Source organism: Clostridium sp. AM34-11AC, assembly GCF_003435375.1.
Taxonomy (GTDB): domain Bacteria; phylum Bacillota; class Clostridia; order Lachnospirales; family Lachnospiraceae; genus Pilosibacter; species Pilosibacter fragilis.
The window spans coordinates 1-19,405 of record NZ_QWGL01000044.1; the positions used below are offsets into that span (position 1 = coordinate 1).

Annotated in this window: 14 protein-coding genes; 9 read left to right on the forward strand and 5 right to left on the reverse strand. The window is 46.0% G+C overall.

From position 1 onward, the window contains the following. The first annotated feature begins 214 nt into the window (after positions 1-214). A complete protein-coding gene (locus DW826_RS16225) occupies positions 215-1,975 on the forward strand; it encodes a diguanylate cyclase (protein WP_117553221.1) in 1,761 nt (586 codons plus the stop codon). Positions 1,976-2,320: 345 nt separating this feature from the next. On the opposite strand, the gene DW826_RS16230 is transcribed toward DW826_RS16225, so the two are convergent. Next, positions 2,321-3,424: an iron-containing alcohol dehydrogenase family protein gene (locus tag DW826_RS16230; protein WP_015555145.1), complete on the reverse strand. Its 1,104-nt coding sequence runs from the start codon at positions 3,422-3,424 to the stop codon at positions 2,321-2,323. 555 nt (positions 3,425-3,979) lie between these two features. Here DW826_RS16230 and DW826_RS16235 point away from each other — a divergent pair. The 4 genes from DW826_RS16235 to DW826_RS16250 all read left to right on the forward strand — a co-directional run bounded on the left by DW826_RS16235 (position 3,980) and on the right by DW826_RS16250 (position 9,019). Beyond that, a complete protein-coding gene (locus DW826_RS16235) occupies positions 3,980-4,429 on the forward strand; it encodes an Hsp20/alpha crystallin family protein (RefSeq protein WP_117553222.1) in 450 nt (149 codons plus the stop codon). A 467-nt stretch (positions 4,430-4,896) separates the two neighbouring features. Then, entirely contained in the window at positions 4,897-6,147 is a 1,251-nt protein-coding gene (locus DW826_RS16240) for an RNA-guided endonuclease TnpB family protein (protein WP_117553223.1), read from the forward strand. Between the two features lie 190 nt (positions 6,148-6,337). Next, positions 6,338-7,834 carry a hypothetical protein gene (locus DW826_RS16245; protein ID WP_181968099.1) on the forward strand — a complete coding sequence of 499 codons (1,497 nt, stop codon included), beginning with the start codon at positions 6,338-6,340 and terminating at the stop codon, positions 7,832-7,834. 114 nt (positions 7,835-7,948) lie between these two features. After that, complete coding sequence (locus tag DW826_RS16250; RefSeq protein WP_117553225.1) at positions 7,949-9,019, forward strand: U32 family peptidase; 1,071 nt, start codon at positions 7,949-7,951, stop codon at positions 9,017-9,019. A gap of 34 nt (positions 9,020-9,053) precedes the next feature. Here the strand turns inward: DW826_RS16250 and DW826_RS16255 are convergent, their stop codons facing one another. The 3 genes from DW826_RS16255 to DW826_RS16265 all read right to left on the reverse strand — a co-directional run bounded on the left by DW826_RS16255 (position 9,054) and on the right by DW826_RS16265 (position 12,387). Further along, the gene (locus DW826_RS16255) at positions 9,054-10,088 is read right to left on the reverse strand and encodes an alcohol dehydrogenase (RefSeq protein ID WP_117553226.1); all 1,035 of its coding nucleotides are present in this window, start codon (positions 10,086-10,088) and stop codon (positions 9,054-9,056) included. Between the two features lie 317 nt (positions 10,089-10,405). Further along, complete coding sequence (locus DW826_RS16260) at positions 10,406-10,984, reverse strand: cytidylate kinase-like family protein (RefSeq protein WP_117553227.1); 579 nt, start codon at positions 10,982-10,984, stop codon at positions 10,406-10,408. A 5-nt stretch (positions 10,985-10,989) separates the two neighbouring features. Next, positions 10,990-12,387, reverse strand: coding sequence for an MATE family efflux transporter (locus DW826_RS16265; protein ID WP_117553228.1), 1,398 nt, complete (start codon positions 12,385-12,387; stop codon positions 10,990-10,992). Positions 12,388-12,996: 609 nt separating this feature from the next. Here DW826_RS16265 and DW826_RS16270 point away from each other — a divergent pair. Next, complete coding sequence (locus DW826_RS16270) at positions 12,997-13,443, forward strand: Hsp20/alpha crystallin family protein (protein ID WP_015555115.1); 447 nt, start codon at positions 12,997-12,999, stop codon at positions 13,441-13,443. Positions 13,444-13,596: 153 nt separating this feature from the next. Beyond that, a complete protein-coding gene (gene clpB, locus DW826_RS16275; RefSeq protein WP_117553229.1) occupies positions 13,597-16,197 on the forward strand; it encodes an ATP-dependent chaperone ClpB in 2,601 nt (866 codons plus the stop codon). Positions 16,198-16,341: 144 nt separating this feature from the next. Here the strand turns inward: clpB and pcp are convergent, their stop codons facing one another. Further along, on the reverse strand, positions 16,342-16,983 hold the full coding sequence (gene pcp / locus DW826_RS16280; RefSeq protein ID WP_117553230.1) for a pyroglutamyl-peptidase I: 642 nt from the start codon (positions 16,981-16,983) through the stop codon (positions 16,342-16,344). A 336-nt stretch (positions 16,984-17,319) separates the two neighbouring features. On the opposite strand from pcp, the gene DW826_RS16285 reads away from it, so the two are divergent. Together DW826_RS16285 and DW826_RS16290 are read left to right on the forward strand one after the other, a co-directional pair. After that, positions 17,320-18,195, forward strand: a complete 876-nt coding sequence (locus tag DW826_RS16285; protein WP_015555112.1) for a methionyl aminopeptidase — start codon at positions 17,320-17,322, stop codon at positions 18,193-18,195. 118 nt (positions 18,196-18,313) lie between these two features. After that, a complete protein-coding gene (locus DW826_RS16290) occupies positions 18,314-18,952 on the forward strand; it encodes an orotate phosphoribosyltransferase (RefSeq protein ID WP_117553231.1) in 639 nt (212 codons plus the stop codon). Positions 18,953-19,405 lie beyond the last annotated feature (453 nt).

A 19,405-nucleotide genomic window follows, 5' to 3' on the forward strand; every position in this document is an offset into this window, starting at 1 on the left:
AAAAAAGAGTCATCCGATGGATGGCTCTTTTTTCTATGTTCAAGCCCAGCCGGGCTCGAACGGTTCGAAGTCCAGGCTCCGATCTGTTCATCGCAGGAGACATCATGTGCGATCAAAAATTATTTATTTTTTCAGAAAAAACAAGCAACTTCTGATTTTTGTGCTATAATGCTTTATTATGAAAAAATCCGATGTATAAAACGAGGTGAATGAGGTGAAGAAAAAAATACTTGTGCCTCTTAGCGTTTTTTTACTGGGCATATGCCTTGCCGGTTTGCTTGTATGGAAAACAGATACCCACGAAAAAGAACAGAGACGCACAACAGCACAATTAAATGCAACAACCTATGGTGAACGGATAAAAAATGAGATTACGAATGGGATCGAAATTACGGATGCTCTGAAGCAGATCTTAATCAGTGAAGATGGAGAGATCAATCACTTTGACACGATTGCAGAAAATCTTATGTCTGATTCGGTTGAAAGTGTGCAGATTGCTCCGGATGGTATTGTGACAGATATTTATCCTGCAGAGGGAAACGAGGCAGGTAAAATTGACCTGTTCCATGATAAGGACCGCAGCAAAATTTCCTGTTATGCAAGAGACAATCATACACTGATTACACAGGGACCATTCGAATTGAAACAGAGCAGCTATGGAATTGCTGTTCGCAATCCAATTTACCTGAAAAATGCAAACGGACAAGAATATTTCTGGGGATTTACGATTGTTATCTTGCGCGTTCCTGATATTTTTTCAAACTCAATTGAAGCACTTTCGAATTTTGGATATGAATATAGACTTTCTAAAAAAGACGCTCCCTGGAGTGACGATTATAAAGTTGTTTATCAGTCAGATGGTCAAATGACTGCTCCTGTTTCTTATGAATTTACGATTGGAGGGGGAAAATGGAGATTTGAAGTAACTCCTAAAAGCGGATGGAGGAATGATTGTTTAATTGCGACAGTCAGTGGAATATTTATGGCAGTCACCTTGCTTTTGTCAGGTCTTACCAGGGTATGGCTGGTATCGAAAGAAAACAAAAATAAATTTCAAATATTGGCGCACACGGATTCTCTTACTAAAATTAACAATCGCTATGGATTTGATGAATTAGCGGAAAAAATGATGGATAAAAATCCGAAAATGCATTTTGTAGCCGGACTCCTTGATATTGATGATTTTAAGTTTATTAATGATATTTACGGACATGTCTACGGTGACAAGGCATTAAAGAGTCTGGCAGATAGTATGAAAGACTTTTTCCCACCGGATACATTGCTGGGAAGAAACGGTGGTGACGAATTCTGTATTCTTTTACGAAATTGTACCTGTGAAGAAGCAGAAGAACAACTGCAGCAATTCATCAAGCTCCCTAAGACATTCTCATGCAAGGGTAAAGAATATCAATTTTATATTTCTCTTGGCTATGCGGAATATCCTACCTTTGCTTCCAATCGATCCCAGCTTTTGCGTTGTGCAGATGCAGCTCTTTATGAAATAAAGCTTCACGGAAAAAATGGATGTATGGCTTACAGGAAAGGTCTTCAATCTGGAGTTCGCAAACAGTTGGGATTTGCCCTTAAAGACATTTCGGAACATCTTCCGGGTGCATTTATTATATACAGAGCAGATAAAGAAGATGATGAACTTTTTTATGCTAACAACGAATTTCTTCATATGGCCGGATATAAAAACGTAGATGAACTCTTTCAGATCACAAAGAAAAGTTTTCGTAATCTGATTCGGGAAGATGAGCGGCAACAGATAGAATCAAGTATTTGGAAACAGATTGATGACGGTAATGAAAATGCCTATATTCATTTCCAGCTTCGAAAAGCTGATGGATCCTATCTTTCGGTACTTGACCATGGAAGAATTGTGGAGAGTCGGCAATACGGAAGAGTATTTTATGTATTGTTTATGGATTGGGAGGATATGCACATTCGTTACAGTGATAAATTTTCCGGATAATTAAAATGCCTTGTGCATTTTCGCAGATACAGAGTTCAAGTCGAACGTCCGTGAGACTTGGCGCGTAATTCTGGTTAGCGCAAGCTGACATATTCTTTACAGAATCACTGTGCATCCTCGCGGAGCGTTTATCTCGGTCGGAGAACTAACGCCCACTGAGACTTATTTGTTATGACTCACCACTTGAAGAGGTGGGAGTCTTCTCGACTGAGATAAAAACAGCCAGTAATTCAGCGGCATTATTATTTTCGCCGGAGTTACGGGCTGTTTTTTGATGATATGTGTTCGTAGACGCTGTCAGGGCAGGTTCTGTAGGTGTAATTGAGGAGATATATCAAGAAAATTTTATAAAGAGCCTGTCTGTTTCTTAAATTCCTGTCCGATCTTATTCTGTTCTTTCATGCATGCAATAAATTTCTCACGGGTCACATCCTTCGGGCGGTACTGCCATTCGGTGGAAGTAAGAATTCTATCTGCCATGAGATCGAATTCATCTTCAGTGATATCGATATCATCGAAGCATACCGGAAGACCGATACTGGCATTGAATTTCATGATCGTATCACGGAGAGCGTTCGCGCCTTCATAGGTGAGCAGGCAGAGAACACCGAGGGATACGACTTCGCCGTGCAGGTGTTCGTGACCATGACGCGTGATCGTGGAGCCGTTATAGACACAGTGCGCGAGGGAGGAATTGTAGTAATAATCCGGAATATGAGTCGTCATATTGGAAACGATACCGGTGGAGACGATGATATCCAAAGTGACCTGCATGAGGGCATCGCTGACTTTGTGCGCTTTTAAGGATGCGAGTGCCTCTTTTCCATAATCCAGGAGCGGTTGTGTGCAGACTTTACTGAGCTGGACACCCATTAACGGAGTATGGCTTAAGTGCTTACCTTTGCTGGAAAAAACAGCCTCACATTCTTTGGAGAGTGCGTCGCCGATTCCGGCCCAGAGGAGGTCATAAGGAGAATCCGCAATCACGGCGGTATTGATGAAGGTATGATCCGCAAGCTTCGGATAATAATATTCCCGGAAGGTGCCGTTGGCATTGTAGATGACACAGATGGCAGTCACGGCCGCGCAGTTGCTGGCAACGGTCGGGAAGGTAAATAGTGGTTTGTCAAGTTCGTTTGCTACATATTTTGCGGTGTCGCAGGCTCTTCCTCCACCGACACCAAAGATAATATCTGCGTTGCGGACAGCCGGATTCGCGATCAATGCATTGCCGTTCTCGTAGCTGGAATCACCGCCGTACCAGATGAAATCCGTGATCTCAAGATCGGAGCCCTTGATGCCTTCCAAGAGTGCATCTTTTGTTTTTTCCATGGCTGTTTTACCACCGATCACGACTGCCTTTTTTCCATAGTTTCTTGCGACGTATGGAAGTTCCTTGTAACAATTTTCACCGATGGAGTAATTAGGAAGATATACACTGTAACTCATTTGCTTCTGCCTTTCTTGTTCTTTCTTGTTGTGAGCTGACAAATATCCGGAATAAACAATATCTGTCAGATTGTGGGGGTAACTGTTAGAGGATAGAATAAACTATCCAGAGGCGTTACGGTTGATAGTAAAGATTTGTCATCAAAATGGATAACATATCAATATTATAGGCGTTTGGAAAAATAATTCAAGATGTTCTTAATTTATGTCCTTTAAATTTTCCTGCCATTGCACATCACATTGTGCTACTGCAGAAAACCAATGCATGTATGATCATGATTATGCACGAGGAGTGTGAGAGAAATAAGAAGATGCCAGATAGTTTCTAACTGTCCCAGCGGATTTTGAAAATAAGGAATATTTGAGCAGGAAAAAAAGTTCACAATTAATTCACAAAAAATTAGCACTCGCCTCTTGACAGTGCTAATCATATGTGCTATAGTACATACAGAACAAAGGAAGAGAGAAAGAAATCAAAGGGATGCAAAAAGTCCTGGAGATTTTCAGAATCTCCCAGACAATAGATTTCAGATATTCTGATTGGAGGAATGATTTATGTATATGCCGAGTATTTTTGGAGAGAGTTTATTTGATGATATGTTCCCGTTTGATGACAGCTTCTTTACTTCTAAGAAGAATCCGCTGTATGGAAAGAATGCTTCGAGAGTTATGAAAACTGATATCAAGGAGAATGAAGGTTCCTATGAACTGGACATCGATCTTCCGGGATTCAAGAAAGATGAGATCACTGCAGAATTGAAAGATGGTTATCTGACCGTCAGCGCTGCTAAGGGTCTTGATAAGGATGAGGAAGATAAGAAAGGTCACTATATCCGTCAGGAGCGTTATTCCGGAGCAATGAGCAGAACCTTCTATGTTGGCGAAGATGTAAAGCAGGAAGATATCAAGGCTAAATTTGAAAATGGTATCTTAAGCCTGTCCGTTCCGAAACCAGTTGAGCAGAAGAAGGTTGAAACTTCTAAGCGTATTGCGATCGAAGGTTAAGGAAGCGCGGCAGACAGTGAAAGCTACCTGCGGTGTATGGTATCAATGAAAATAACCTGTAGCTGAAAAGGACCGTTGCCTTTGCAGAGAGATCTGTGGGGCAGCGGTCCTTTTTTATGTAACAGGAAATTCATAGGAAGTTCCTGTTACATAAAAAGGCACTGACGTGCCCCAAATGCGCACTCGCGCGAAGATGCAGATTGTCGCAAGCGCCTGCGCGTGGCGCGAGAATGTGCCAAGGCACATTCTTTTATATAAAAGGTACAGCTGCACGTTATTGGTTTATCATAAAATCGGCAGAATACCCCCATTCCTCGTAGGTGGCGGGATGAATGCCACTATAACGATACACAGACAGATGTAAAACGGTAAGCAATTACAATTCTTTCTCTTCCCTTTTGTGAAACCATGTGCTATAATTAACACAGAACATATGTTCTGCACCAATTAGGAAAGGAGGAACCGTTTTGTATTTGACCGTATGCCAGCAGCTAAAGCATCTGTCCAAAGATGAATTCCTCATTCTACGGGAATTATGCCGCACAGCCAAAAACCTGACCAACCAGGCCATCTACCAGGTACGGCAGCATTACTTTGAACATAGCCGGTATCTTCCATATGAGAAAAACTACGCCATCTTAAAGACTTCCGAAAACTATCGGCTGCTGAATTCCAACATGGCCCAGCAGATCCTTAAGGAAGTGGATGGATCTTTTAAGTCTTTCTTCGGTCTGTTGAAACTGGCAAAGCAGGGGAAGTATCCGTTTTCATCCTGCAGGCTGCCCAAATACCTTCCAAAAGACGGCTACGCAACCCTGATCGTCGGGTTTGTAAGACTGAATGGGAACCGGTTTGTCCTTCCGTACTCAGCAGCGTATAAGAAGCATCATAAACCGGTCACCATTACCATCCCGCCGGTCCTGGCAGATAAAACCATTAAGGAGATCCGTATCATCCCAAAAGCAGACGCCAGGTTCTTTGAGATCCAGTACACCTATCAGGTGGAAGCGGCTCAGAGAAATCTGAATCCAACCCATGCACTGGCGATCGACTTCGGGATCGACAATCTCATGACGGCCGTTTCCAACAGAGGGGAAAGCTTCCTCATCGATGGGAAACGCTTAAAATCCATCAACCAGTGGTTCAACAAGCGGAACACCTGCCTGCAGAGCGTCAAAGACAAGCAGCACTACGGAAAGAAAACAACCAGACGTCAGGCCGTTTTGCAGAGGAAGAGAAACAACCAGGTCCGTGACTACATGGGTAAAGCAGCGAAACAGGTGGTCACCTACTGCATCCGGAACGATATCGGAACCCTGATCGTGGGCTACAATACCACATTTCAGCGCTCCTCAGATCTTGGCAGGCAGATGAACCAGGTCTTTGTGGGAATTCCGTTCGGGATACTCCGCAGGAAACTGAAATATCTGTGTGAAATGAATGGGATCCGCTACGTGGAACAGGAGGAAAGCTATACTTCCATGGCATCCTTCTGGGATCTGGATGAAATGCCCGTATATGGAGAAGCAGGACTTGTGCCACCGGTCTTTTCCGGCCGCCGGATCTGCCGTGGCCTGTATCAGGACCGCTCTGGAAGGCGGATCAACGCTGATGTCAATGGTGCTTTAAATATCATGCGTAAATGTAACATTGTGAGCCTAAGGGCTCTATATGATAGAGGCGATGTGGATACGCCTGTAAGAATAAGGATCGCCTGAGAGCGGGCGGAAACTCAAAGATCAAACTTCTTAAACGGGAGTCCAAGGATTCCCCAGAAGCCCCCACTTCAAATTTCTTCAAAATTAAGTGGTGGGTAATTCACGATAGAATGGTAATAGATAAAAAGCTGGCATTTATGAGCGGCGTGAGCTATGGTACTGTAAAAAGATTTGAATTGGGGAACGAAAAGTGTCAGGGAAGAGAGAAATAAACGGAGTTTTTATGATCCCGTTCGGACTTGTGGCGGGATTTGCAGACGGGCAGGAGATCCGGATCACGGAGCTTGCGGAACATGGATTTTGTTTTCGGACATTGGATGAGATCCGCGAAGTAAAGGGATTCCGGATCTGTTTTTATGATGGTTTCAACGGGCTGAAGGCGGGAGATCAGGAGAAGAAAAGCAGTGATCCGTATACGGAAGTTGAGATTCATTCGTTTGAGATGGAAGTGCGTGTGGAAGATGGATTGGGGATTCCGGTATATGAGTATTCGGTGTTTGTGGAGCAGGAGAAATACCGGGAATGCGCTGGAAAACTGATCCTTTGGTATGATAGATTTGTGCGGCTGAAGCTGGAGTGCGAGGACGGGGAACTTGCAATGGCGCTTACCGGGTATCCGGCAAAAAAGGATGAACAGTTTGCGGAGAATTTCATTGAACAGAAAAAAGAGTGGTTCGGTGAAGGAGAAGACAGGGCGAGGCTGGAAACGCGAATCGAAAATCAGTCAGGTATGAGGGAAAATTGCATCGCAGCAGGAGATTTTGAACTCGAAGAATACAAAGAATATAAAGAGCAGGAACGGAAGAATATCGAAGTTGCTGTGGAATTGGACCGTCCGGAGCTTTATGAGCGGTATTTATCCATGAAATTCCGCGATTTTATGGACTGGTACTGGAACGTGAATGGGGCTAAAGAGCTGGGAAAACGAATGCCGGTTCCAGAGCGGATTTATGTGGGAAATGCCTTCTGCCATCTGCTGTTTCCTGAAAAACGGCAGTTGTTTGAGATCTTTAAAAAGGCAGAGTCGGAAGGTCTGGCTGTGACAGTTACATTTTCATATCTGCGGGAATTTATGCTGAAACCGGCGGAAAAACTGTTGGATGAGCTGGAAGAATGGTGCAGAAACCGGGAGACATTTCTGGAGATCGCGGCAAACGACTGGGGTCTGCTGGAGCTTTTGAGAGAGCGGAAGGAATGGAAGGAAGAAAAAGAAGCTCTTGTGCCCTGTATGGGGACCCTGTTAAATAAAAGAAAAAAGGATCCACGGATGGGATACAAGCAGGGAGAGACAGGATATTTCCGGGAGAACAGCCTGAATGCGGAATTTTACCGGACGTATCTGAGAGACACGTTCGGGATCCGGCGGTACGAGTGGGAGTCCTGCGGATACAGGCAGGAATTTCCGGAAGGAAAGAACAGCATCCACGTTCCGTTCTATCAGACGAATACCTCCCAGTATTGTATACTGTATGCTGCGTGTAAAAATGGAGAACGTGGAAAGCAGGAACTGCCGGAATCGTGTCCGGGATATTGCAGGGAGAAAGTTTTTCTGTATCCAAAGCATTTGAAGATGGTGGGGCGGTATAATTCGCTCTTTGCGCTGGATGAGAGTGCAGTTTCCGGAATGGCGGATACAGAAGGTTGGAAAGAGAAAAGAATTGATAGAATCGTAGTAAATTTACTGTAACTAATATGCAATTAAAAATAGCAGATAGTCAGAATTGTACTCGCGAAAAATGAAACGAAATGTGGCAGATGCGAACTTTCAGAAGTTGAGAAGCTGAATTTAAGGAGAGATACAATGAAGATCACGGCGGGACTTGGGTCCATCGATGAATATGTGCGGTACGTCGAGGCCGGGGCAGATGAGTTTTTCTGCGGATACGTACCTTATGAATGGAATAAAAAATACGGGACGGTTCTGCCGCTGAATCGTCGCGAGGTTCTTGGCATCAACGTGCAGATCGGGGCGGAGAGTGAGCTGAGGATTCTGGCGGCGCTGGTGAGAAAATATGGGAAACCGGTACATCTGACATTTAATTCGCTTTATTATACACCGGAGCAGTACCCGGAGATCGCGGATGTCCTTCACCGGTGTACGGAGCTTGGATTTTCAAGCTTTATTATCGCGGATCCGGCGCTGCTGATCTACCTGAAAAATAATGGGATCCGCTGTGAGATCCATCTGAGTGGGGAGACGGCAGAGGTAAACAGCCGTATGATAGATGTATTTGACTGCTTGGATGTCAGTCGGCTTATCTTTCACAGGAAGAACAGCTTCGCAGACATGGAGTCGGTGATCCGGCATGAGAGGGAAAAGGGCAGCAGGGGCGTATATGAATTTGAGGCATTTGCACTGAACGAGCTCTGTCAGTTTTCGGGGGCGTTCTGCAATTCCCTGCACTGCGATGAGATGGGGCATCTGTGCCGGGTCCCGTATAAGATAGGAAAAGTTAAAGGAAATAGAGAGAAAAAAGAAGAAGGTTCAGAAACGGAGAAGCTGGTCTCACGGACGGAGAACACAGTGAAAGATGCGAATGATGAACGAAGCGCAGATAAACAGAACGAAGAGTATGAGGAACGAAGATATGATTCCGACGGCTATCTCTGCGGTGAGACAGGATGTGGGCTTTGCGCATTGTATCGGCTGCGAAAGGCCGGAATCACCCATTTAAAGCTTGTGGGGCGCGGAAATTATGTAGATTTTATGGAAAAGGATATCCGGAACCTGAAGACAGCTCTGGATATCCTTGAGCATGTGGATACGGAAGAGGAATATATCAGGGACATAAAACGAACATTGTTTCCGTATGGATGCAGCGGACTGTGTTATTATAGAGAAACGGAATCGGTTGCCGGGAAGACAATTTAAATACAGTGTCCAGGAACCGGGATTGGGAACCGTATTAACATTCGATGGCTACCTTGATCACACCGTCCATCTTATTTTCAAAGAGTGTGTATGCTTCTTCGATCCTGTTTAACGGGTATGTATGTGTGATAAGTGGTTCCGTATTCAGTCTGCCCTCTGCGATCAGCCGCAGTATTTCCTCACAATTGCAGCCGTCTACACCGCCGGTCTTGAAGGTGAGGTTCTTGCCGTACATATCCGGCAGCGGCAGAGTCTGAGCCTTGTCATAAAGAGCAACGACCGTCACGACCGCATTTGGTCTTGCACATTCCCATGCAAGGCGAAACGTGGATTCGGCGCCTGCGACTTCAAGAACGACATCTGCTCCGCCATGGTCACTGTTGGCACGAACATAATCTGCACAAGCTTCGGGTGATACAGTAAGGATTTCCGGATAGTGCTCATGGATAAAGCGGATCCGGCTTTCGTCTTTTTCACAGACGATGATACGTTTCGGATTCTTCAGCATGACACAGAGCAGCGTACAGATCCCCGTAGGTCCTGCACCGATGATCAATACCGTATCCTCCTCTTTGATCTCAGAAATACGAGCTGCCCAGAAACCGGTGGCAAGAACATCTCCGACCAGCAAAGCCTGACGGTCTGTAACATGATCCGGGATTTTATTTAGCCCCTGATCTGCAAACGGTACGCGAACATATTCTGCCTGTCCGCCATCGATCCGGCATCCGAGAGCCCAGCCGCCATTCTGATCGGTGCAGTTGTTTACATAACCATGCCTGCAGAAAAAACATTCCCCGCAGAAGGTTTCCACGTTTACCGTGACTCTGTCACCGGGTTTCACATTCGTTACGGCGCTGCCGATATCTTCAACAATACCGACCATTTCATGTCCGACGGTTATACCCGGCACAGCGCGGGGGACGCTTCCGTGTTTAATGTGCAGGTCACTTGAGCAAATGCTGGCGAGTGTTACCTTTACAATGGCATCCCGTTCATCCATAAGAACCGGCTTCGGTTTTTCCATTAATTCAAATTTTCCTTTGGAAACATAAGTATATGTCTGCATTTTTATCCATCACTTTCTTCTTTATGTATTGATTCTTTTATCTCGGTCGAGAAGACGCCCGCATTTTTTAGTGGTGAGTAACAGCAAATTTGTCTCGGTGGGAGTCAGGTCTCCGACTTGAATCATGTCTTTGGTGGGCCCAGGGGAAAAAGTATTCCTACAGACAAGCCTGCGTCGGACTTCGGACCGCATGATCTTAGTATTATATTATAGCACTTATCTGCGCGGATAGATACAAAATTCCCTTTCCGGATCCGGAAAGGGAATAGATTAGATGTTGCTCCTGTCTGCAATGAAATGCAGTGTGAAGGATATCTCTAATATAAAGAAGCAATGATTTTTACACACTGATCGATTCCAAGCACACCGCTGTTGAGTGTCAGATGATAATTCTGTGCATATCCCCATTTCATGTCGGTATAGAACCGGTGATATGCAGCACGGCGTTTATCCTTGTCGCGCAGGCGTTCCTCCGGGGACTGTTCACGTTCTCCATAAACCTCGACGATGCGCTGGGCACGGAAATCCATATCTGCGTGGATAAAGACCTTCAGGCAGTCGGCCTTATCCTGTAAAATGTAATCAGCACAGCGTCCAACAATTACACAGGGGCCTTTTTGTGCAAGCTCCGTGATGACCTTATATTGATGCTCCCACAGAATATCTTCATTTGTGGGGCCAAATAAGCGGTTTGAAAATGCAGATGAGAGGAAGCTGCCGGGCGTATATTCACCGGCTTCCTTTACATACTCCGGTGTAAAACCGGTTTCTTTTACCATTTCCTGAATGATCTCTGCATCATAGCAGGGGATGCCCAGCTGTTCTGCCACTTTTTTTCCGATGGTGCGTCCGCCGCTGCCAAATTCACGGCTGATCGTAATCACTCTGTTTTTCATACGTCTTATGCTCCTTTCACATTTAATTCATGATATGTTTTTATGATAATCACTGCTGAGATAATAAAGGTCAGAATATCTGAAACCGGCATGGAATACAGAACACCGTCCAGACCGAAGAAAACCGGAAGGAGCAATGCGAAGCCGACTCCGAATACTACCTCACGGAACATGGAAAGCATGGTAGATGTCAATGCCTTGCCCACGGCCTGTAAAAAGATGAAGCATGCCTTGTTGACACACGCGAAGATCATCATGCAAAGATAGGTACGGAATGCCTTAACAGCAAAATCGGTATAGTAGCTGCTCTCATTCGAAGCGCCGAAAATAGCGATAAGCTGATGCGGGAATCCTTCCGCCAGTATGAGCGCGACTGCACCTACCAAAGCCTCGGAAATAAGCAGCCGGGTAAACAGCTCCCTCACACGCATGGTCTTTTCTGCACCCATATTATAGCCGACGATCGGAATACAGCCGGCTGCCATGCCGACTACGATAGAAATGACGATCTGGAAAAATTTCATTACGATCCCGACGACTGCCATGGGGATCTGTGCGTACTGCTCCTGTGAGAACACAGCGTCCAATGCACCGTATTTGCGGAGCATATTGTTGATCGCTGCCATTGCGGCCACAAGGCTGATCTGAGAGAGAAAGCTGGTAATACCAAGGGTGAGCATCCGTCCGAATATATTTGGAGAAAGTGTATAGTCACCGGCTTCCGGCTTGATGATCCGCATGTGCACCAGATACCAGACAGCGAGAATTGCCGTCACCACCTGACCAATCACTGTGGCTACAGCTGCACCCATCATGCCCCACTGAAGGCCGAAAATGAAAATCGGGTCAAGAATGATGTTGATAACAGCGCCTGCCAGTGTGGAAATCATGGCAAATTTCGGGTTCCCGTCTGCACGGATAATAGGATTCATAGCCTGACCGAACATATAAAACGGAATCCCAAGAGTAATGTAGAAGAAATATTCCTGTGAATGCCGGTAGGTTTCCTCATTGACCGTACCGCCAAACATGGCGATGATGCTGTTTGCAAAGATCAGATATACGGCGGTCAGGATAAGACTTCCTACAATGATCAAAACTACCGCATTGCCGACACTGCGCTTTGCCCGGGCTGTTTCATTCCGGCCAAGCGCCATGCTGACAAAGGCACAGCAGCCGTCACCGACCATCACGGCGATAGCCAGTGCAACAACCGTCAACGGAAAAACAACGGTATTAGCTGCGTTTCCGTAAGAGCCGAGGTAGCTGGCGTTTGCAATAAAGATCTGATCAACAATATTGTATAATGCACCTACTAACAATGAGATGATACAGGGAACTGCATACTGACGCATCAGCTTATCAATACGCTCTGTTCCCAAAAACTGATTTCCAATTTCCATAATGATCTCCTTTTTCTTAAAAAAATAAGAAATGCGTAAGCTCCTTTAAATCCGGACTTACGCATTTCTGCAACACGATCTGTCTATAAAATTGTTCTTTATCGTTCACTTCCCACCTCCTTTCAATTTAAATCGAACACCCGTGAGACTTGGCGCTTGATTCTGGTATTCCTATCAGAATCACTGCGCATCCTTGCGGAGCATTTATCTCGGACGGAGACCTAACTCCCACGGAGATAAAAAAAGTGTGGCGCTTCTGCAACTGGATTTACGCAGAAACGCCACACGATGTAGCATTATTATAGCAAAAACGGAAAAAAATGTAAAGCAGTGGATTTTTATGCGGTACATGTTACTGTATACGGATAAGAATTTTCTGAACTAAAAATTACGTACAATACATGACTCTCAGAATTCACAAATTCTTCACAGAAAATTAGCACTCGCCTCTTGACAGTGCTAATAATATGTGTTATATTACATGCAGAACAAAGGAAGAGAGAAAAAATCAAAGGATCTCAAGGAGTTCCCAAGATTGGAAAATCTTCTGAAGTTCTTTCAGATAGATGACAAACAAGAAAACAGGAATTCTGATTGGAGGAATGATTTATGTATATGCCGAGTATTTTTGGAGAAAGTTTATTTGATAATATGTTCCCGTTTGATGAGAAGTTCTTTACAGAAAAGAAGGATCCGCTGTATGGTAAGAACGTATCCAGACTGATGAAGACAGATGTCAGAGAGACAGAAAAGACGTATGAGCTTGATATCGATCTTCCGGGATTTAAGAAAGATGAGATCCAGATTGAACTGAAGGATGGTTATCTGACCGTCAGTGCCGAGAAAGGTCTTGATAAGGATGAGGAAGATAAGAAAGGCAAATACATCCGCAAGGAACGTTATGCAGGTGCTCTGAGCAGAACCTTCTATCTTGGCGAGGAGATCCGGGAAGAGGAGATTAAGGCGAAATTCGAAAACGGTATCCTGAGTGTATCGATTCCGAAAGAGGAAGAGAAGAAGGTTGAAGGTCCAAAGCACATTTCCATCGAAGGGTGATCTGACAGCCCCGAGCGGTAACGATACAGAAACGTATGCGAAGCTGCCACGTATCTGAAAGATTAAGCCGCCCGGCGGATGAAAATTTCGCTGGGCGGTATTACTGACAACAAACACAACAAGTACTTCAGAATTGAAGGGAGGCTTGCGATCATGAATATCAGCAAATTTACACAGAAATCAGTGGAAGCAGTCCAGAACTGCGAGAAGCTGGCTTATGAATATGGAAATCAGCAGATCGACCAGGAACATCTCCTGGTGAGTCTGTTAAAGTTAGATGACAGCCTGATCTTAAAGCTGATCACAAAAATGGGAATCTCCGGTGAGCAGTTTGCGGATGAGGCGGAAGCAGCACTTAAGAAGCTGCCGAAGGTATCCGGAGGCGGACAGGTTTATCTGACCCAGAACCTCAATAAAGTTCTGATTGACGCCGAGGACGAGGCAAAGGCGATGGGAGACGAATATGTTTCCGTCGAGCATCTGTTCTTATGCCTGTTAAAAGAACCGAACAGGGCAATAAAGGAACTGTTCCGTACTTATGGGATCGACCGGAATAAATTCTTACAGGCTCTGTCCACGGTCCGCGGCAACCAGAGAGTTACCAGTGATAATCCGGAGGCAACCTACGATACCTTAAATAAATATGGTTCTGACCTTGTAGAGAAGGCAAGAGACCAGAAGATGGACCCGGTGATCGGCCGTGACGCCGAGATCCGGAATGTGATCCGCATCCTTTCCAGAAAAACGAAAAACAACCCGGTCCTCATCGGTGAACCTGGTGTTGGTAAAACCGCCGTTGTAGAAGGTCTTGCACAGCGTATCGTCCGAGGTGATGTACCGGAAGGCTTAAAAGACAAGAAATTATTCTCGCTGGATATGGGTGCCCTTGTTGCGGGCGCGAAATACCGTGGTGAGTTTGAGGAACGTTTAAAAGCCGTTCTCGATGAGGTGAGAAAGAGCGAGGGACAGATCATTTTGTTCATCGATGAGCTTCACACCATCGTCGGAGCCGGAAAGACGGAAGGCTCTATGGATGCCGGCAATATGTTAAAGCCGATGCTTGCCCGTGGTGAATTGCACTGTATCGGTGCGACAACTCTGGATGAGTACCGGAAATATATTGAGAAGGATCCGGCTCTGGAACGTCGTTTCCAGCCGGTTATGGTTGATGAGCCGACGGTCGAGGATACGATCTCGATCCTTCGTGGACTGAAGGACCGTTATGAGGTTTATCATGGTGTAAAGATCACCGATTCCGCGCTTGTAGCGGCGGCAACCCTTTCCAACCGTTATATCAGTGACCGTTTCCTTCCGGATAAGGCTATCGACCTCGTGGATGAAGCCTGCGCAATGATCAAGACGGAGCTCGATTCCATGCCGACGGAGCTGGATGAGCTTTCCAGAAAGATCATGCAGCTGGAGATCGAGGAGGCGGCTCTTAAGAAAGAGACAGACCATTTAAGCCAGGAACGCCTTGCGGATCTTCAGAAGGAGCTGGCAGAGCTCCATGACCAGTTCGCAACTCAGAAGGCCCAGTGGCAGAATGAGAAGGCAACGGTTGATAAGCTTTCCTCCATCCGTGAGGAGATCGAGGCAGTCCATCGTCAGATCCAGGATGCACAGCAGAAATATGATCTGAATAAGGCAGCAGAGCTCCAGTACGGTAAGCTTCCGCAGCTTGAAAAAGAGTTGAAGGAAGAGGAGGAGAAGGTAAAGAACGCAGATCTGAGCCTTGTCCATGAGAGCGTTACAGAAGATGAGATCGCAAGGATCATATCCCGCTGGACGGGCATCCCGGTTGCAAAGCTCACGGAGAGCGAGAGAAACAAGACCCTTCATCTGGACGATGAGCTCCACAAACGTGTTGTCGGTCAGGATGAGGCAGTCGAGAAGGTTACAGACGCGATCATCCGTTCCAAGGCCGGGATCAAGGATCCGACAAAGCCGATCGGTTCCTTCCTGTTCCTCGGACCTACAGGTGTTGGCAAGACAGAGCTTGCAAAGACACTTGCGGCAAGTCTGTTTGATGATGAGAACAACATGGTCCGGATCGATATGAGTGAATACATGGAGAAATACTCCGTATCCCGTCTGATCGGAGCGCCGCCAGGATATGTCGGATACGATGAGGGCGGTCAGCTCACAGAGGCAGTCCGCAGAAAACCGTATTGTGTCGTTTTGTTCGATGAGATCGAGAAGGCACATCCGGATGTATTCAATGTTCTGCTTCAGGTTCTCGATGATGGACGTATCACAGATTCCATGGGTAAGACCGTGGACTTCAAGAATACGATCATTATCCTGACCTCCAATATCGGCTCCCAGTATCTGCTTGACGGCATCGATGAGAACGGTGATATCAAGCCGGAGGCAAAGGCTGAGGTCATGAACGATCTGCGATCCCACTTCCGTCCGGAGTTCTTAAATCGTCTTGATGAGACGATCCTCTTCAAGCCGCTTACAAAGAACAACATCGGAAGCATCATTGATCTGCTTGTTGCCGATATCAACAAGCGTCTGGCGGATAAAGAGCTTGTGGTTGCACTTTCCGATTCTGCAAAGCAGTTTATTGTGGACAACGGTTATGATCCGGTATACGGCGCAAGACCGCTTAAGAGATATCTGCAGAAGAATGTGGAGACTCTGGCAGCCCGCCTGATCCTGTCGGATGGTGTCCATACCGGAGATACGATCAGGATCGACGTGGTCGACGGAAAACTCAACGCGTCTGCGGAGAGAGGAACAAAAGAATAATCAGAAAACCGGATTCCGGGCGGGTGCTTTGAAGGCAGCCTGGGATCCGGATAAAAGAAAACTTCATCCTTGGAGTTTTTCAGACCGGTATCACAGCCTGAAAAACTTCCGAAGATGAAGTTTTTTTGCGACAGAAGTGACTTTTTAGTGTGTTTCTCCTCCAATCACTTTGATATCCTGCTCATATTCAACAGCGGCCTTCACCGCCGCTTCCAATGCAGCCGTAATACCCGCAATGGCCATAGACGGGGTCGCCGGTTTATTGACAACCTGAGAAACGGCATACGGAACGTGGATAAAGCCACCGCGTACATTTGGAAATTCCTTTTGGATATAGTATAAAATTCCATACATGACATGGTTGCAGATATAAGTTCCTGCGGTGTTGGAGAGGGTAGAAGGATAACCGGCGTTCCTGATCTCCTGAACCATCGCCTTCACCGGAAGATTGGAGAAATAAGCGGCATCTCCATCTGCAAAGATCGGTTCATCGATGGGCTGGTTTCCTTCGTTATCCGGGATCCTTGCATCTGTTACATTGATCGCAACACGCTCCGGAGTCACGCCGAACCGTCCGCCGGCCTGGCCGATGCTGATGACGATATCCGGGCGGAGCTCCTGCATCTTTTCATGGACCTTCGCAATGGATTTAGCGACTACGGTCGGGATCTGCAGCTTTGTGATCGTTGCGCCTGCAATCTCGTCTTTCATGGCTTTTACGGCTTCCCATGCAGGATTGATCGGCTCTCCGCCGAAGGGGTCGAACCCGGTGATCAGTACGTTCATGTAAATTCCTCACTTTCTTTACAGCCGCCTCTGCAACGCGGGGGATTTTCAGTCCGGAAAATCCACGCCGTGATATTAACGGCATATTTTCTCAGGAGACTTATTTGACAAACAGAGTCTCCGACGTTATGATAGATAAGGATATTATACAGGAAAATAAAAGAATTCGCAAACGCAATTCCTGTACACGGACAGGAATTTTCTAATGTGCAATCACGCGAAGATATAGATTGCCGCACACGACTGCGTGAGGCGCGAGAATGTGCCAGGCACATTTTTTGTTGAAAATCCTGTGCGATGCAGAAATGCAAAAACAGATAGAAAAGAGGAAAAATTATGTTTCGCAGAATCGGAAAAAATGATCCATGCTGGTGTGGAAGCGGGAAGCCATATTGTGAGTGCCATATGGCATTTGACCAGAAGATCAGTCGTGCCCGCTTTGCAGGCCACGAGGTTCCGTCCCACAAGATCATCAAGACACCGGCACAGATCGAGGGGATCCGTGAGAGCGGAAAACTGAATGTGGCAGTCCTTGATTATGTGGCGGAGCACATCAGAGCGGGAATTACCACGGAGGAGATCGACCAGTGGGTATACGACTTTACGACAAAGCACGGCGGGATTCCGGCACCGTTAAATTATGAGGGATTCCCGAAGAGCGTGTGCACCTCCATCAATGATCAGGTGTGCCACGGAATCCCGTCCGGGGATGTTGTCTTAAAAGACGGCGATATCATCAACGTGGATGTCTCCACGATTCTTCACGGATATTTCTCTGATTCGTCCAGAATGTTCCTGATCGGCAACGTGGATCCGGAAAAGGAAAAACTTGTCCGTGTCACGAACGAAGCTGTGGAAAAAGGTCTTGAACAGGTAAAACCGTGGGGATTCTTAGGAGATATGGGGCAGGCAGTCCATGACTATGCGAAGAAGAACGGATACACCATTGTCGAGGAAGTCGGCGGCCACGGTGTCGGTCTTGAGTTCCATGAAGATCCGTTTGTAAGCTATGTGACAAGACGGGGCGAGGAGATGCTTATGGCACCGGGGATGATCTTTACCATCGAGCCGATGATCAATATGGGCCGTCCGGATATCTTTGTGGATGACAGCAACGGCTGGACGATCTATACCGATGACAGGCTTCCGTCTGCCCAGAGGGAGATCATGGTACTCGTGACAGAGACCGGACATGAGGTCCTTGCGTGGTAGAAAAAACCGGGAGAAAAACCTGGTGGAAAACAGGAAAATTCCTTGAATAGTATCTGAAAATTCGGTATAATATAGTCAAATAACAGTAAACGTGAGATTTGAATAAGGAGGATCGTGTATGGAGTTAAAGTATAACAAAATTCAGACGACCGGTACAGATACCCCGTTAAAAATCGTAAAGGGACATTTTGCAACGAATCATGCCCACACGAATTACTATTTTGACCTGACGACGGTAAAGAGCCGTCTGAGTGAGGCGGGAGGAATTGCCCAGGCACTCGTACATATGTATCTGTACGATATGATCGTCGATACAATCGTATGTATGGAAGGGACCGAAGTGATCGGAACGCTTCTTGCACAGGAGCTGACAAAAGGCGGTTTCATGTCGAAGAACGCCCACAAGACGATCTACGTTATCAAACCAGAGTTCAACAGCAACAGCCAGATCGTGTTTAAGGACAATTACCGCGCAATGATCAACGGAAAGAATGTGTTGATCCTCACCGCGACCGTGACAACAGGTCTGACGATCAACAAGGCGATCGAGGGTGTCCAGTACTATGGAGGAATTATTCAGGGGATCTCCGCAGTATTCAGCGCGCTTGAGAATGTCAACGGAATTCCGATCAAGTCGGTATTCGGATTAAAAGATGTTCCGGATTACCAGTACAGCGATTACAGAAACTGCCCGTTATGTAAGGAAGGAAAGAAACTGGATGCGCTGATCAATCCGTATGGATACTCAAAACTGTAAAAAAATAATTTGAAATAGGAGTAGCTCTGCAGGCCGGGGAAATCCCGGTGCCTGCAGAGCTTTTTCTTTTAACAGGAAACTCTGCGGAATTCCCTGTTAAACAAAAAGGCATTTACGAGCGGGCAATGTTTCATAACTCTGGTTCATACAAGCTATAAAAAGAAACTACTTGCAATTTCTGACAAAGTGCTTATAATAAAACGTAGCAACATTGCTGAAGGGCAACTGGAAAGGAGACGCAAAGATATGACGAATCTTATTCTACTCGCAGTCGTGATTCGAATTATCGTCAGCATTATCGTCGTGAACGGGAATGCTTATTTGCGTTATACTGAATCCGGGATTGCCTGATAGAAACTTGAAAGAACAAGTTACGAAGAAAAGCAAAGCCTTACAGTGTAACGCTGTAAGGCTTTTTTACTTTATAGGAAAGACCGCCTGCGGCGCTCTCTT

What these genes read in the sequence shown, in the direction of transcription:
- DW826_RS16230 (WP_015555145.1), bottom strand. Translation starts at nt 3,424, where the DNA reads ATGAGTTACAGTGTATATCTTCCTAATTACTCCATCGGTGAAAATTGT.
- DW826_RS16235 (WP_117553222.1), top strand. Translation starts at nt 3,980, where the DNA reads ATGTATATGCCGAGTATTTTTGGAGAGAGTTTATTTGATGATATGTTC.
- DW826_RS16250 (WP_117553225.1), top strand. Translation starts at nt 7,949, where the DNA reads ATGAAGATCACGGCGGGACTTGGGTCCATCGATGAATATGTGCGGTAC.
- DW826_RS16255 (WP_117553226.1), bottom strand. Translation starts at nt 10,088, where the DNA reads ATGCAGACATATACTTATGTTTCCAAAGGAAAATTTGAATTAATGGAA.
- DW826_RS16260 (WP_117553227.1), bottom strand. Translation starts at nt 10,984, where the DNA reads ATGAAAAACAGAGTGATTACGATCAGCCGTGAATTTGGCAGCGGCGGA.
- DW826_RS16265 (WP_117553228.1), bottom strand. Translation starts at nt 12,387, where the DNA reads ATGGAAATTGGAAATCAGTTTTTGGGAACAGAGCGTATTGATAAGCTG.
- DW826_RS16270 (WP_015555115.1), top strand. Translation starts at nt 12,997, where the DNA reads ATGTATATGCCGAGTATTTTTGGAGAAAGTTTATTTGATAATATGTTC.
- clpB (WP_117553229.1), top strand. Translation starts at nt 13,597, where the DNA reads ATGAATATCAGCAAATTTACACAGAAATCAGTGGAAGCAGTCCAGAAC.
- pcp (WP_117553230.1), bottom strand. Translation starts at nt 16,983, where the DNA reads ATGAACGTACTGATCACCGGGTTCGACCCCTTCGGCGGAGAGCCGATC.
- DW826_RS16285 (WP_015555112.1), top strand. Translation starts at nt 17,320, where the DNA reads ATGTTTCGCAGAATCGGAAAAAATGATCCATGCTGGTGTGGAAGCGGG.
- DW826_RS16290 (WP_117553231.1), top strand. Translation starts at nt 18,314, where the DNA reads ATGGAGTTAAAGTATAACAAAATTCAGACGACCGGTACAGATACCCCG.